Raw genomic sequence first — 13871 nt, forward strand, 5'->3', positions numbered from 1 at the left:
ATTCTCTAGAAGGCTATTTCAATCACTGTGATAAAACACTAATAACTTCTTACATAAAAACCAGGAGGACGCCCCATAATGAACGTGGAGCCATATGGAGAATATCCAGAAAATGTCCCGAATCCACCATATCCAGGATAACCTCCTAAGCCAGAGAACACGCCAGGGCTCACATAATACCCGCCAAAGCCAATATGAGGCCCCACTGCTCCTCCGCTAAAACCGCCTCCATGAAAACCTCCATATACCCGTGGATACATACAATCACCTGCCTTCAAGTTACACCTCATCTCATCATATGCGTGACAAATGGAGCGGTGTTCCCTCTTTTGTAACAAATTCTATGTACAATAGACCAATTTGATAAAATTTGAATGAAAAGTCCTGCAAAAAATTAAATTAAGCAAAGAAAGGTGACCTTTTTAACTTGTTGCTCTGCCCTATGATTATTTAGAATAATGGAGCAGGTAACAAATTTGCACACCCCCTTTGTTGCGAATTCTTCTTATTAAACGTTCTTGTAGCGTTTAATAAGAAGAGCCTATTAATCACATACAAAAAACCCTTGCTGACGATCATCAACAAGGGCAAGAGATAAATGGTGAATTAACCACCAATAATTTTTTCTGCTACTTCGAAAGAACCCGCTACGTTTTCAGTTAAAACTGCCACAGCAACCGCTAAACCCACAACGAATAATACTTTTAATCCTGTTTTCATCTTAAATCAACCCCATTCTTTTCATATGTAAATCCGCTTCTAAACTTTTATTGAAGTAAAAAACAGACTGCTCATAAAGTGTTTGCTTTTCACAATACTTAGCCGCAAAATGTGAAAGCTCTTTTACTTCATGATATTCATTCTTCTCTTCTAACTTTCTTAATTTCTCATCAATTTGCTGAAATCTTTGTGGTGCATTCGTTAAGTAAAGGTCATGGACGATGCCTATTTTCAGCTGAAACACTTCATGAGAAGCATCTTTTATTCGCGCATACGCAGCCTCTATATATTGGCTTGCACGCTGCTTTTCACCAATCACACAGAGTTCCCGGCTCATCAGATACGTAGAATGGAAAAAGAAATCCGACTCGTAATATTCTTGATGGGACAATGCTTTTTCAAGATGATGTACTGATTCTTTCGGTTTATTCCAAAATGAATATAAAATGGCCACATTGTGATGAAGCTGAGCCAGCATAAAATCATCCTGCTCTTTTGTCAAAACCTCTTCCGCCAGACGGTAATTTTCAAGCGCCTCTTCATACCGGCCGATCTCAGTTTGATTCGCCGCTATGAGAGAATACGAAAGTGCGGTTCTTCTTTCATAATGCTTGTGCCGTTTATAAACGTGAAGAGCTCTGCGGATATAGCTTAATGAGAGCATGATATGACTAAGCCGGTAGTAAAGCCAGGCCACCTTAAAATCAAAATCAGCACGTTCGATCTCACTTGGAATTTTATCTAAGAGCTTTTCAGCACTTTGATACATTTGCAATGCAACCTCGTAATTCCCTTGATGCTGCTCATACACCCCCTCATAAAAATCAAAATAGTAGGCAAGTCGATTAGATAAGTCCTCCTCTTTTTTCCCGTGAAGACCTTCTATACTTTTGGTTGAAACACTGCCCTTTTGACCTCTTAAATTGTACATGAGAATGTGATGTCTCTTCTCAAGAAGAGAATAGTACATAAGGATGTCCGCATCATCAATTTCCTCTACTGCTTGTTTCGCTTTAGCAAATAGCCGTTCTGCCTCATCTGCATGATCCTTTTTAATTTCCATGTTCCAGTCATTTAATAATGATGCCAATTCCGCAACAGGAATCTTGCTCATTCTACACCCCCAATCACCTTCAGCTGCAACACATGATTTCACTAAATATGGAACTTCTATTAGCAATTGCTAATTAGTCCATTTGAGATCATTTTAATATGAATCACTTCAATCTTCAATAACCGTTTCCTTTGAAAATGCGTTTCTTTCTTCTAGTCAATGAAGTTTGCGTAAAAATTCCGCCTTTTTTCGATTTTAAAATAACGAGTCATCTAGTGATGAAATAAAAAAAGCCCTTTTTGGGGCTTTTTGTCTTTATTCCAATCGGATGAAGATAAGTGCCGCTCCAACAGACCCTCCCCAAGTAACACCACTGTTGCGACTATACCGAAAATTTGGTTACCCGCTGCAAGTGTTGTAATGAGTGATACATTGCAGGTAAATGCTGATAAAGTGGATGTTAATATAGAACCAGCAATGGCAAGTCCGCTGTTAATCAGCCTTGTTCCAGCAAGCAGCGCTGCGTTTGTGTTCACTTAATATGCGATGAAATAGCAACCCGATACTGGCACTGTAAAAATCGTATTTCCACCACTTGCCGTAAAACCATCTAAGCTCTGATTATTAGGCAAAGAAACCGCTGTCCCGCCTAAGACAACAAGCACTGGAGGTGTACATTGAGTTAGTGGTTACAATTGTGCAGGATCGGTTATTCCTGTTGGACACTTCTATCAAAGAACACCCATGAGTAGAAAGATTCCGCATCTTCCATGATGAGCAAATAAAGGAGAACTTATTGGACATTTGTGAGTAAAACCTTCATTTTTTGTGTGAATATTGATCTCTTTCAGTTTACTTATCAACAGGTTTGTCACTTTCCATCAGCCCAATTCAATGCTGTATACAAACACAAACCATATGGTCTTTTATCATAGTGCCTATGACTATTTTGTACGATTCGCCTAAAGATCAGTAAACTAATTATCAGCGCAGCTTTTCATTTATCCAGTTTCTTTATATAATATGATCAATAACTTCCGCGCCTCAGTAGCTCTAGAAGGGAAGAGCGCCGTAAAACAAATTGTAGCTGGCGGGTCGCAAGGCAAGGGTTTCAGAAGCACCGAAAAGCACACGAGCTGAGACAGGTGAAATTCCTGTCGGTGAAATTCCGTAGGGAAGCGTGTTGCCCCTAGCCTATGCTTACGAAAGGAGTGCGGGTTCGAATCCCGTCTGAGGCTTATGAGGTAGATGGAATGGGAGGATAAAATATCATGCATGTGTTTGAAGAGTATGTAAGCAACATTGGTAACCCAGAGCTAAAGCAGCGTACGCAAGACATTTTACAATGGATTTTAGACACATTCCCTCGACTAGAGCCAAGAATTGCTTGGAATCAGCCGATGTTCACAGACCATGGCACATTTATTATTGGGTTTAGCGTGGCAAAACATCACATTTCTGTCGCACCAGAAGGTAAAGGAATTGATCACTTTTCAGCTGACATTGTACAAGCGGGTTACGATCATGGAAAAAAGATGTTTCGCATGAAGGAAAGCTTACCAGTTGATTATCCTCTCCTAAAGAAAATCATTGAATTTAATATCGAAGACAAAGCGGATTGTTCAACGTTTTGGCGAAAATAAAAAGCACCCCGATCTGAGCCATAAACAGATCGGGGCATTTTGCTGCAACATGTTATTTTGTTCTCTTCCTTACAACATTCTGTTCAAGCCACTCATAACATGCCAAAATGGCATTCACGCTCCTTTGGCATATCGGCAAATAGACAACAGTGACCGCTGTTAAACTCGCTATGGCAGCACCTGCTAAGACATCAAATGGATAATGGACACCTACCCAAATTCTTGAAAAACCAACGGCGCATGCTATGAACAGCCAATAAACATGGCGTTTGTGAAAAAGCCAAAAGATCAGACAAACAGAAAAAATAAAGATGGTATGATCACTCGGAAAAGAGTTATTCACTTCCTTTGAAATCAAAAGATTGACATGACTCATTTCGGCAAAGGGCTGCTGGTTGGAATAAAAAACACCTGCAATTTTTCCCATTAACTCTGCCAATATGAAAGTAAGTCCAGCAGATACAACCATGCCCCTATTGGTTCTACTTCGATTTTGAAACCATATGAACAGACACGTGAGTGCTGCTAACAGCACAATATATTCAGCTAGTCCAATGAATATCGGATTCAAATAACCATGATCGATACTGAGCTGATTCACCCACCTAAATAAATCTTCATTATATCCCTGCATCTCATTTCATCCCTTTTTCCTCGATTTATGACAAGGATAAATGAAATAAGATGACTCCTCCATCGATTGAACGAACAAACCATGGAATCATATGACATGTTTGTCACTTTGCTGTCACTGAAGATCATTCACTTACTGCTCTATAGAGAGTGATGCTGCTCCCATTCCTTTTTTAGTAAAGCATATTGGTACGTGTTTTCATATTTAGGGGTGCCATCCTCATATGTAGTAAATGAAATAAACTCAAGAAACAGCCCTTCTCTCCGCATGCCTAGTCGCTCACATAATGCCTGTGAACGGACATTATCATCTTCTACATAGGCATAAAGCCGCCTTGCTGCCTTTTCTTCAAATAAATAGGACAATAATGCCTCAGCACTCTCTCGTGCATATCCCTTTCCTTCATACGCTGCATTAAAATTCCATCCAATTGAATACGTATCAGGCTCTTCTTTTAAATGAAACAATTCACCAATAACCTGCCCACTTTCTTTTAAACAAACTGCTACATATGAGTAATCTTCTTTTCTCTTTTGCACCTTAGCAGCCGCTTCCTCCAATGTAGAGATTCGATCATCAAGAAAACAATTGACTCTTGGATGAGCCAAGTACTCTAGCATTCCTGCGGCATCTTCATCGCAAAACGGTCTAATCATTAACCGGTTCGTTTCTAATAGATTCATATTGTACCCCTCACTGTTTCTGCTTGATTTCGCGTTTGCAGTCTCTCCATATTCTAGATGACATGTATCAACTTTGACAATCAGATCATGTTGAAGTGTCTTTAAATAAACCCATCAAAAGCATTTTGGCTCTTAAATATCATGATCACAACTGTTATAATAGAACATAGGTTTGCATTTTATCAAAAAGGGGTTACATCATATGATCAAAACGGTGGATGGCAACATTTTAGAGGCAAGCGAAGACATCATCTGTCACCAGGTGAACTGTAAAGGAGTCATGGGCGCTGGATTAGCGAAACAGATCAAAAGCAAATATCCGAATGTGTACAAAGATTATAAACAATTATGTACAGAACAAGGAGATGACTTGTTAAGCTCCGTTCAACTCACCCCAACAAAAGACGGAAAAACAATTGCCAACTTATTTGCCCAAGTTGGATACGGAAGAACAAGACAGCAAACAGACTACGATGCCTTACGCAGCTGCTTTCAACACTTAAAGGATACAGTGACACAATCACCTGAGGAGAAAAACCAAACGTCCATCGCCATTCCATATGGAATCGGCTGCGGATTGGCTGGCGGCGATTGGATGATTGTTGAAGAGATGATTGAAGAGGTACTGGGTGATTGTGAAGTGACGGTTTATCGGTTTAAATAAAGGAAATGAGGTTTTTTGAAACATATATGACAAATACCCTCTTTAAATCGGAGGGTATTGTGCGTTAGTTATCGTCTTTATTTTTTATATAATTTAATACGGCTTCTTTATCTTCCTCATCGTCGGGTAAAAATCCGAACGTTTCATATTCCCAAACTGCGATTCTTTGCACATTGTCTATGCCTAATGAATAAACATCATCATATCCATACTCAATAGTAAATTTTCCTGATGACTCTAACTGAAGAGTCGCTGTAGTCCAAACTCCTAAATCATATTTTATATATTCCTTTTTCAATTCTCTAAATTTATCACTAAGTTCGACTAGTAAATGATTATAAATAGAATTACTTACTCTATATCGTTCGGGAATATCGTGTCCATAAATATACTCTTCACTATTAGATTCAGTAAAGTAAAAAGTAATTCCTGCTGAATCATCAAGTATTTCTGCATACATCCAAACTTTATCCCAATCACATGGTATTAATTCATTAATTGATTCTGCTATTTTTTTATAATTTATTTCTAATTCTTCCATTGGGTTTTAACCTCCAGGTTGATTCTTAATAAATACTTGAGAATAACGTTCTCCAATTTTATACTCCACAGAGAAACTAACAGGTCGTAATGAATCTCCCTTATAGATAGGTTCAATGTTCACTGCTACTTGTTTAGGTGGGTTTGAATTCAAAGCTTTCAACCACCGTTGCTCCATGGTGTACCATTTCCCGCCGCTTCGATTAATCTGTGAATTCATTGGAAGTAGGTTATCAATATCGCCTGATCCTTTAAAAATAGACGCAATTAAATGACCTTCGTCATCATCTAGTAATCGGTCCGGCTTTCCTGAATTGGATTGGGCATATTGGTTTCTTTTGACCTCTCCGTATTTTAAATCACTTGCTTCGATTTTAGCAATCCGTCCATAGTGATCGTTCGTAAAAGTTGAGAAAAATTTAAAAGGCAGGGAGAAAGGGATGGTAAAATATTCGGGAATAAAAATGGTAGTATATGACGATTTTTAAGAAATTCATTAAATAGGGCATACAATTAAAAGGTGTTGTACGTACTAAAAATTTTGTTAAAACATCAGATTGGGATTGCAAAGATTATCTCTATTCTGTAAGTAATAAATAGTTCATTAGTCACTAGGTATCTCTTCAACAAAAAAACCTTGAAAGGCACTTTGCCAATCAAGGTTTCACATAAATTACATTATATCAATCTCTTTGCCTGTAGTCTTGCTAATCAGAACCTTTAAGGGTTCTCTTATTCATAATTTGTAGTAGCAATAAAATCAAAAGCACCAGTTGAACTAATTTCATTGTTATATTCAAAATTATATATTAAAATTACTGCGTTATATGATTTCTTTAGGTTTATACTTTTCTGGATTTTTGGGATGACAATCTCTTCATACGAACACCCATCTAATAATGATGAAATATCACTACTACTATTCTTATAGACTGCTTTTTCTATTGTATCCTCATCTGTTTCATCCATATCAATATTAAAATCAATAAAAAATTTGGAAGGTACAGACTCGCCATCCTCATCATACTTTAAATCTACATACTCTTCTATAGAGTCCCCTTTTTTAATAGTACCTAGCCAAATAGAAACCAATCCTTTTTTTTTCATTTTAATATCCTCCTACTTTAATTTAAGACCTTCCGGTAAAGATGAAACCCCACCCTCTAGTCTATAATTAGCCCAATTATTAAGTCGTCTTACAAATGTATCATAGTCGCTAGAAGTATCTATTATTGCTAACAATTCATTATGTGCCTTAGTTGAGCCTAATCCACCATGGACACCGTTTGGATTGACGAATTTAATATCAGATATTGCTGTTCGTAAATCTTTAATCTCTTCAGCACTAATATTCCAATGCTTAAATTGCGGCGCTCTTGAAACTAAGTGCCACTCATGTAAACCTCCAGGTTCTCTAAGCTGACGTTCTATTTTCTTTCTAATTCTTTTATCTTTCCAAAGTTCGTCTAGTTCTTTACTTGTAAGGGAATTGAAAAATTTATTAAAGTTCCCACTTTTTGCAGTTGGTATATCATCGACAGTTAATTTGGTTATATCATTAGCATTGTCTATACCCTTATATCCTTTATTAGATGAGGTCAAATGACCTCCATTACCTTCTGAATTGTCTAGTCGCTTTGCCATGGAGAGAAGCTTATTTTTGATATTCTCACCATCAAACACATTATAAGGCAGTTTCCCTCCACCTGCTAGTTGAAACTTTGGTGAATATGGCAATAGATTTGGAATGGTGACGTTATCGATCTTGCTCCTTGTTCAAGCCCTTTCTTCACCGTTGTTTTAGCTGCAGTTGTTCCCGTTTTTGTAATGGCACCTGCCCCTTTAGACCCAAAGACGATTTCTGCTAGAGAACCAGTTGCATAGGCAAACCAGTGTGATCGAGAATATGCATCACCATAATAAAAAGCCTTCCCTTTGATGACATAATACTTCGTGGGTAATCCTGATAAAACAATTAAATATACAATGTTAAAAGCGCATCCTGATTATCTTCTAGATGATCATAATCATGCATTACATCCTATAGCTAATACAAACTAAAACACCCATAAAGAGTGTTTTTTAAAAAAAAATAAAAAGGATGCACTTTAGCACCCTTTAAACTTAAAAGTTATTCAGATTAAAATGAATTTCCATATAGATAGGAGAAACGTTTAGTTTTCTTGAAAGGATTTGTCTAAATTTTAATCTCTCTCCTTTAACATTTTTATGAGATCGTCACTAAGTTGGATAGCAATATCTTCTGTATCACTATCTTCATGATCATCTTCAACAACAAATAACCCTTCAATAAACTCAGTAAAAGTATCAGCAATCAGGAACAGATCCTGGTCTCTATCTCTAAGTTCATGATCCCAAAAATAAATTTTCCCTTGATTTATTTCACTAACATCTAAACAAATTAGGTCTCCGTCGTCTGCGTCTGCGATAGGAATTATTTGTTCTGATAATTGTTCTTTATATGTTTTTATGGCTTCTCTTATATCATAATCATTTTGCTCCAACCCATAAAACAATTCGACTGGCACTGATTCACCAACAAACCACACTGGTTTTTCTCTTAGAGAGGTATATACATTGTCCTCAATCCAACATTCTCCATATTTATTAATAAAACTTTTATAATCAGAAGAAATGTGATATCCGTTTTCTTCTTCTATTTTATTCATTTCGTATAATGAGCTATTTGTTTTGGTTGATCTGATATCAATAGTGTATTGATCAAGTTTGTCTTTAATCCGTTTAAAACTCTTTTTAGTAGCCTCCTCTTAAGTCTGATGCTGCACCAATATGTGGCACATTTTTATACAAATCAGTCTGAACAAGTTGTATCCTCTTAGTCTACTTTTTCTAGAACCAATTCATATCTAATACAAAAACCCTCCTGTCTTTGGAGGGTAATGTACTATTTGTTTTCTTCTTTATTTTTTATAAAATTTAGCACAGCTTCTTTATCTTCCTCATCATCGGGTAAAAATCCAAACGTTTCATATTCCCAAACTGCTATTCTCTGTATATTGTCAATACCTAAAGAAAATACATCATCGTAACCAAAATCTGTTGACATTTTTCCTGAATAAGTCAATTTCATTTTTACGGTTGTCCATTTATCTGATTGTTCTTTAGTATACTCTTCCCTCAACTGTCTTAGCTTTCTTTGTAAGTTAATCAACAGGCTATCATATGTGTCTTCACTAACCTGATATTGATCTGGGATATTGTGTGAATAAAAATATTCCTCTTTATTAGGAACCGTAAAATAAAAGAGAGCAGATGCGGAGTCATCTAACATTTCTGCATACATCCAAATTGTATCCCATTCCACTGGAATCATTTCATTTAAATTTCTAGCTATTTCTCTATATAAGCTTTCCATCTCTTTTGTTTCCATTTGTTCATCCTCCTGGTCTGTTATATATTGTGTCTGTATAAACTCTTCCGTCTATCTTGTATTTGACTAGGAATTCAGATGGCCTTAACGAATCGGATTCATAAAATGCTTTTATTGAAACTGTCACAGTTTTAGGTGGATCGGTTTTCAAAGCTTTCAACCACCGTTGCTCCATCTCATACCATTTCCCGCCACTTCTATTTATCTGTGAACTCATCGGAACAAGGTTATCAATATCCCCAGACCCTTTAAAAATAGAGGCAATCAAGTGACCTCCGTCATCTTTTGATAATCGATCCGGCTTTCCTGAATTGGATTGGGCATATTGGTTTCTTTTGACCTCTCCGTATTTTAAATCACTTGCTTCGACTTTGACAATTCTTCCGTAGTGATCGGTTGTGTAGGTGTAACCTTGTTTAGTTGAATAAACGACATTAGGCTTTAATACTTTCTTACGTTTCCATCTCACATAGTGATCTCCGTAACTGACAACGGTCGGTGGTGATTTAGGTGCTGGTAAGCGTCTGCCTGTCTTAGAGATTCCGTATCCTGAATTGTTGTCTAGACGCTTTGCCATGGAGAGGAGTTTATTTTTAAGATTTTCTCCGTCAAACACGTTATACGGCAGCTTCGGGCTACCAGCCATTTGAAACTTAGGTGAGTATGGCAATAGATTCGGAATAGAAACTCTGTCTAATGATTTTGCTCCTTGTTCAAGCCCTTTCTTCACTGTAGTTTTCGCCGCCGTTGTCCCCGTTTTTGTGATGGCTCCTGTCCCTTTAGAACCAAAGACAATTTCTGCTAGTGAACCAGTCGCATAGGCGAACCAGTGTGACCGTGAATACGCATCACCATCTATGACTTCTTTTTCGAATGAGTCTGAAATGGCTTTTCCAATCGCTTTCGATGTTTCAATTGGGTGTGAAACAGCTGTTACGACCGATTCAACGGCACCCCCAGGGTCTGTTACAAGATCATAGATGCCAACCACTGTATCTTTTGCCACATCATATAGACCAACTGCAGCACCTTTTACACTGTCAACGAATACCTCTGATGCTTCTTCCTGCGCTTTGATCTGGAGAAGCTGACTGTAATACAATTTTTGATCGTAAGAAAGATTTTCATATCCAATTTCGTCTACAATCTCAAAGTATTTCTCTACTGATATACACGAAGGATCATTGAGCTTTTCCTTCAATTCTTTGATTCTTCGTTTCTCTTTTTCTTCTTTTTTCACTTTTAAGTAAGCTTTCACCTGTGCATCAATTTTATCATGATTCTTGTACACATCTGTCTCGTGAAATGCTTTTGCATCATAATACATGGGCTGAGCGTTCTTACCTTTTCCTGTAGCAGCCATCATTTTTGTATAAAAAGTAGCAAGATGTTTCTCAATGGCTTCTGATTTTTCGTATTCTGTTTTTAGAACATGATCTAATGTATGTATAGCCTCAATTGCATCTTTTCTTTTTTTATTCGCATCATCTAAATGCTCGTCTACTTTTTTGCTGGAAAATGTCTGTAATTCAATCAAATCACTAATATCGTCAAAAATCGTTGATAGAGCTTCTTTTTGTTCCTTGACCATATCTTTATTGTTCTGAATGCCTTGCTTCAATTGAGCATCTAGGAAGTGTTCATCAATAAATGTACTCCCGCCTAATGATTCATCATCCAGCTTTCCTTTCACTCCATCTAAAAAAGCCTTTTGCATATCGATAAAATCAAGATAAGTGTCTGTGTATAGTACAAGATCATTATAAAAAGCTTTGATATTATCTGCACCTTTTCCAGTAAACTCATCACCTAATCCCGATACACCTTTTAATGCTTTTTTCACAAGTTTCATCTCTTCTTGAAGCTCATGATAGGCCTTTGACCTCTGTTCGACAGCTGAAAGTAAAGATGGAGCATCTAATATTTTCATATAAAAAAGACTCCTTTTATGGAATATTCTTTTACTAGAATACCATAAGGAGCCTGACACTTTAATCCACTTTATCGTTATTTAACCAATTATCCTCCAGAGCTACCTCTTGATGCAACTGTTTGGACATCATCATGTAGAGGTTGAGTCAAACCGTTTGTAAAGAAAAGTGTACCTAGAGCTATCACAGCTAGTGAAAATGTAATAAATACCGACTTCTTCAATTAATTCACTCCTTTTCCTACATACTGGCTTGCGAGTAAGGCTCTTTTATAGTAATTCAATGATTGTTTCATCAAGCTTCTCCCCTCTAAATATTTCGCCACATCAACTAGAATTTCCTCTAAATCAACCCTTACTCTTTTCTCTTCAAGCTCTAAACACAGATTGTTTATATTATTCAATTGAGATTGATTTTTTTCATACAATAGTTCTTTTAATAATTTAAATTTTATTTGAAAAATAGTATGGTTGACTTGTTCTGGTAAAGAAATGCCTTGATCAATCCATTCAATCGCATCATTACTTTGACTTGAGATTTCTATTCTAGAAAATTCATATAGACATCTCATCTTCAATATTTTCTACCTCTTTATAATTCAACGTGCGCCTAAATAGTGCTGATGGTTCTTCTAGATTTTCTTTTTTGCTTTCTAGAAAACCCATGCTGAAGTAGCTTAATGCCTTATCATAATCTTGCAAGTAGTCATGATAGATCCCATTATAAAAGTAGAAGTAATATGACATGAGTTTATTTGTTTTTTCTTCTTTTTCGTCTGAGGCAATCCGCTGAAAGAATGGCTTGAACGTAAAAAGGCGCTCCCCATAATGAGGTACGCCTACTTATTTCCGATTTAATTTCCCAGTTTATTGCGTACTTTATCGAGCTATACCGAATTGTGACGGTAAGGATACTTTTCAACTACTAAAGGCTCATGCTATTCAATAATTCTGGTTAAGCGTAGTTCTGTATTGACGGACATTGCCTGGACAATTTGAGTCATATCCACTTCCACATCAGCATTAAACGGAACTAATATTATTTGATCACCAGCATTCAATTGACTGAACGCGAATATGACGGCGGTTTGACCAGGAACTGCTACCGTTGAGGAAATAGTAAGAATATTACTGGTTAGGTTTTGGATTCGAAAGTTACTACTAGAGCTGTCAGCGGCCACTCTTAACCTTGCATCAATCAAGTAATATCCCGCTTGATTAACGGTTACAACATTATTTGTCAAAGTAAAAGAACCAGGAATGTTTTGTGATATATTGACGAGCGGTATTGGTGTATTCATTGTAATCACCGAAGGAGGAGCTGTGTCTTGTGATGTTCTTGTGAACAAGCCAACGAGCATACTTTGCGTCGGTCCAGTTGCACCAGTGGCTCCGGTTGGTCCGGTTGGTCCGGTATCTCCTGTTGCACCAGTGGCTCCGGTTGGACCAGTAGCTCCTGTTACACCAGTGGCTCCGGTTGGACCAGTAGCTCCTGTTACTCCAGTAGCTCCGGTTGCACCAGTATCTCCTGTTACTCCAGTGGCTCCGGTTGGTCCGGTATCTCCTGTTACACCAGTGGCTCCGGTTGCTCCAGTTACACCAGTAGCTCCGGTTGCACCAGTATCTCCAGTTGCACCAGTATCTCCAGTTGCACCAGTGGCTCCAGTAGGTCCGGTATCTCCAGTTGCACCAGTAACTCCAGTAGGTCCGGTATCTCCGGTTACACCAGTAGCACCAGTAGGTCCGGTATCTCCAGTAGGTCCCGTTGGACCTGTATCTCCAGTTGCACCAGTGGCTCCGGTTGGTCCGGTATCTCCTGTTACACCAGTGGCTCCGGTTGGTCCGGTATCTCCTGTTACACCAGTGGCTCCGGTTGGTCCAGTATCTCCTGTTACACCAGTCGCTCCTGTTTCACCTGCTGCTGCCAACAACGTATAATCTGGAGACGTATCTGGCGTGCCGGTTGGTGGTGCCGTGTTAACGAGATACGTTGCTGTTGGCAGTCCCGTATCGACGAGTATCGTTCCTCTTTCATCCATCACCACTTGGCCTACTGGATACGTCACTACTTGGCCTACTGGATACGTTGGAGCCACTGCTGGATCAAATGCGATGACACCCGTTAAGCCTACGCCGGTGGCTCCGGTTGGTCCGGTATCTCCAGTTGCACCAGTGGCGCCGGTTGGTCCAGTATCTCCTGTTACACCAGTTACTCCGGTTGGACCAGTATCTCCAGTTACACCAGTGGCTCCGGTGACTCCAGTATTTCCAGTTACACCAGTTACTCCGGTTGGACCAGTATCTCCAGTTGCACCAGTGGCGCCGGTTGGTCCGGTATCTGCAGTTGCACCAGTGGCTCCGGTTGGTCCAGTATCTCCTGTTACACCAGTTACTCCGGTTGGACCAGTATCTCCAGTTACACCAGCGGCGCCGGTTGGTCCAGTATCTCCAGTTGCACCAGTGGCGCCGGTTGGTCCGGTATCTCCAGTTGCACCAGTGGCTCCTGTTGGTCCGGTATCTCCAGTTGCACCAGTGGCTCCTGTTGGTCCGATATCTCCAGTTACACCAGTGGCGCCGGTTGGACCAGTATC

Annotated in this window: 16 protein-coding genes and 2 pseudogenes; 2 read left to right on the forward strand and 16 right to left on the reverse strand. The window is 38.7% G+C overall.

Annotated features, from left to right (window positions below):
• Window positions 1–38 precede the first annotated feature (38 nt).
• From SB660_RS16750 to SB660_RS16765, 4 genes are all read right to left on the reverse strand, one after another.
• Window positions 39–260 (reverse strand): hypothetical protein, encoded by a 222-nt coding sequence (locus tag SB660_RS16750; protein WP_058015686.1) that lies wholly within the window; start codon window positions 258–260, stop codon window positions 39–41.
• A 461-nt stretch (window positions 261–721) separates the two neighbouring features.
• Window positions 722–1834 carry a response regulator aspartate phosphatase gene (locus SB660_RS16755; protein WP_058015687.1) on the reverse strand — a complete coding sequence of 371 codons (1113 nt, stop codon included), beginning with the start codon at window positions 1832–1834 and terminating at the stop codon, window positions 722–724.
• Between the two features lie 212 nt (window positions 1835–2046).
• Window positions 2047–2310, reverse strand: a complete 264-nt coding sequence (locus SB660_RS16760; protein ID WP_410583421.1) for a hypothetical protein — start codon at window positions 2308–2310, stop codon at window positions 2047–2049.
• Window positions 2311–2439, reverse strand: a complete 129-nt coding sequence (locus SB660_RS16765; RefSeq protein ID WP_268497895.1) for a BclA C-terminal domain-containing protein — start codon at window positions 2437–2439, stop codon at window positions 2311–2313.
• Between the two features lie 606 nt (window positions 2440–3045).
• Between SB660_RS16765 and SB660_RS16770 the strand changes: the two genes are divergently transcribed.
• Window positions 3046–3417 (forward strand): iron chaperone, encoded by a 372-nt coding sequence (locus tag SB660_RS16770; protein WP_410583423.1) that lies wholly within the window; start codon window positions 3046–3048, stop codon window positions 3415–3417.
• Between the two features lie 52 nt (window positions 3418–3469).
• Here the strand turns inward: SB660_RS16770 and SB660_RS16775 are convergent, their stop codons facing one another.
• Together SB660_RS16775 and SB660_RS16780 are read right to left on the reverse strand one after the other, a co-directional pair.
• Window positions 3470–4051 (reverse strand): undecaprenyl-diphosphatase, encoded by a 582-nt coding sequence (locus tag SB660_RS16775; RefSeq protein ID WP_169056568.1) that lies wholly within the window; start codon window positions 4049–4051, stop codon window positions 3470–3472.
• 140 nt (window positions 4052–4191) lie between these two features.
• Window positions 4192–4734, reverse strand: a complete 543-nt coding sequence (locus SB660_RS16780; RefSeq protein ID WP_306012172.1) for a GNAT family N-acetyltransferase — start codon at window positions 4732–4734, stop codon at window positions 4192–4194.
• A gap of 202 nt (window positions 4735–4936) precedes the next feature.
• Between SB660_RS16780 and SB660_RS16785 the strand changes: the two genes are divergently transcribed.
• On the forward strand, window positions 4937–5398 hold the full coding sequence (locus SB660_RS16785) for a macro domain-containing protein (RefSeq protein ID WP_169056566.1): 462 nt from the start codon (window positions 4937–4939) through the stop codon (window positions 5396–5398).
• Window positions 5399–5462: 64 nt separating this feature from the next.
• Here the strand turns inward: SB660_RS16785 and SB660_RS16790 are convergent, their stop codons facing one another.
• The 10 genes and pseudogenes from SB660_RS16790 to SB660_RS16835 form a co-directional block, all read right to left on the reverse strand.
• Window positions 5463–5939, reverse strand: coding sequence for an immunity protein YezG family protein (locus SB660_RS16790; protein ID WP_410583426.1), 477 nt, complete (start codon window positions 5937–5939; stop codon window positions 5463–5465).
• Between the two features lie 6 nt (window positions 5940–5945).
• Window positions 5946–6347 (reverse strand): annotated as a pseudogene (locus tag SB660_RS16795) (DNA/RNA non-specific endonuclease); the annotation flags it as partial.
• 323 nt (window positions 6348–6670) lie between these two features.
• A complete protein-coding gene (locus SB660_RS16800) occupies window positions 6671–7045 on the reverse strand; it encodes an immunity 22 family protein (protein ID WP_410583427.1) in 375 nt (124 codons plus the stop codon).
• A 12-nt stretch (window positions 7046–7057) separates the two neighbouring features.
• Window positions 7058–7621, reverse strand: a complete 564-nt coding sequence (locus SB660_RS16805) for a hypothetical protein (RefSeq protein WP_410583429.1) — start codon at window positions 7619–7621, stop codon at window positions 7058–7060.
• A gap of 521 nt (window positions 7622–8142) precedes the next feature.
• Window positions 8143–8628, reverse strand: coding sequence for an SMI1/KNR4 family protein (locus SB660_RS16810; protein WP_410583431.1), 486 nt, complete (start codon window positions 8626–8628; stop codon window positions 8143–8145).
• 236 nt (window positions 8629–8864) lie between these two features.
• Complete coding sequence (locus SB660_RS16815; protein WP_410583433.1) at window positions 8865–9350, reverse strand: TIGR01741 family protein; 486 nt, start codon at window positions 9348–9350, stop codon at window positions 8865–8867.
• A 4-nt stretch (window positions 9351–9354) separates the two neighbouring features.
• A complete protein-coding gene (locus SB660_RS16820; protein WP_410583435.1) occupies window positions 9355–11280 on the reverse strand; it encodes a T7SS effector LXG polymorphic toxin in 1926 nt (641 codons plus the stop codon).
• Window positions 11281–11369: 89 nt separating this feature from the next.
• Window positions 11370–11504, reverse strand: a complete 135-nt coding sequence (locus SB660_RS16825) for a hypothetical protein (protein WP_410583437.1) — start codon at window positions 11502–11504, stop codon at window positions 11370–11372.
• Complete coding sequence (locus SB660_RS16830; protein WP_410583439.1) at window positions 11505–11858, reverse strand: hypothetical protein; 354 nt, start codon at window positions 11856–11858, stop codon at window positions 11505–11507.
• A 360-nt stretch (window positions 11859–12218) separates the two neighbouring features.
• Window positions 12219–13871: pseudogene (locus SB660_RS16835) on the reverse strand (hypothetical protein); the annotation flags it as partial.

The organism is Bacillus sp. SIMBA_005 (genome assembly GCF_046535585.1).
Taxonomy (GTDB): Bacteria; Bacillota; Bacilli; order Bacillales; family Bacillaceae; genus Bacillus; species Bacillus pumilus.

Coding starts and splice junctions, on each gene's coding strand:
- SB660_RS16750 (WP_058015686.1), bottom strand. CDS start 260: ATGTATCCACGGGTATATGGAGGTTTTCATGGAGGCGGTTTTAGCGGA.
- SB660_RS16755 (WP_058015687.1), bottom strand. CDS start 1,834: ATGAGCAAGATTCCTGTTGCGGAATTGGCATCATTATTAAATGACTGG.
- SB660_RS16770 (WP_410583423.1), top strand. CDS start 3,046: ATGCATGTGTTTGAAGAGTATGTAAGCAACATTGGTAACCCAGAGCTA.
- SB660_RS16775 (WP_169056568.1), bottom strand. CDS start 4,051: ATGCAGGGATATAATGAAGATTTATTTAGGTGGGTGAATCAGCTCAGT.
- SB660_RS16780 (WP_306012172.1), bottom strand. CDS start 4,734: ATGAATCTATTAGAAACGAACCGGTTAATGATTAGACCGTTTTGCGAT.
- SB660_RS16785 (WP_169056566.1), top strand. CDS start 4,937: ATGATCAAAACGGTGGATGGCAACATTTTAGAGGCAAGCGAAGACATC.
- SB660_RS16790 (WP_410583426.1), bottom strand. CDS start 5,939: ATGGAAGAATTAGAAATAAATTATAAAAAAATAGCAGAATCAATTAAT.
- SB660_RS16800 (WP_410583427.1), bottom strand. CDS start 7,045: ATGAAAAAAAAAGGATTGGTTTCTATTTGGCTAGGTACTATTAAAAAA.
- SB660_RS16810 (WP_410583431.1), bottom strand. CDS start 8,628: ATGAATAAAATAGAAGAAGAAAACGGATATCACATTTCTTCTGATTAT.
- SB660_RS16815 (WP_410583433.1), bottom strand. CDS start 9,350: ATGGAAACAAAAGAGATGGAAAGCTTATATAGAGAAATAGCTAGAAAT.
- SB660_RS16820 (WP_410583435.1), bottom strand. CDS start 11,280: ATGAAAATATTAGATGCTCCATCTTTACTTTCAGCTGTCGAACAGAGG.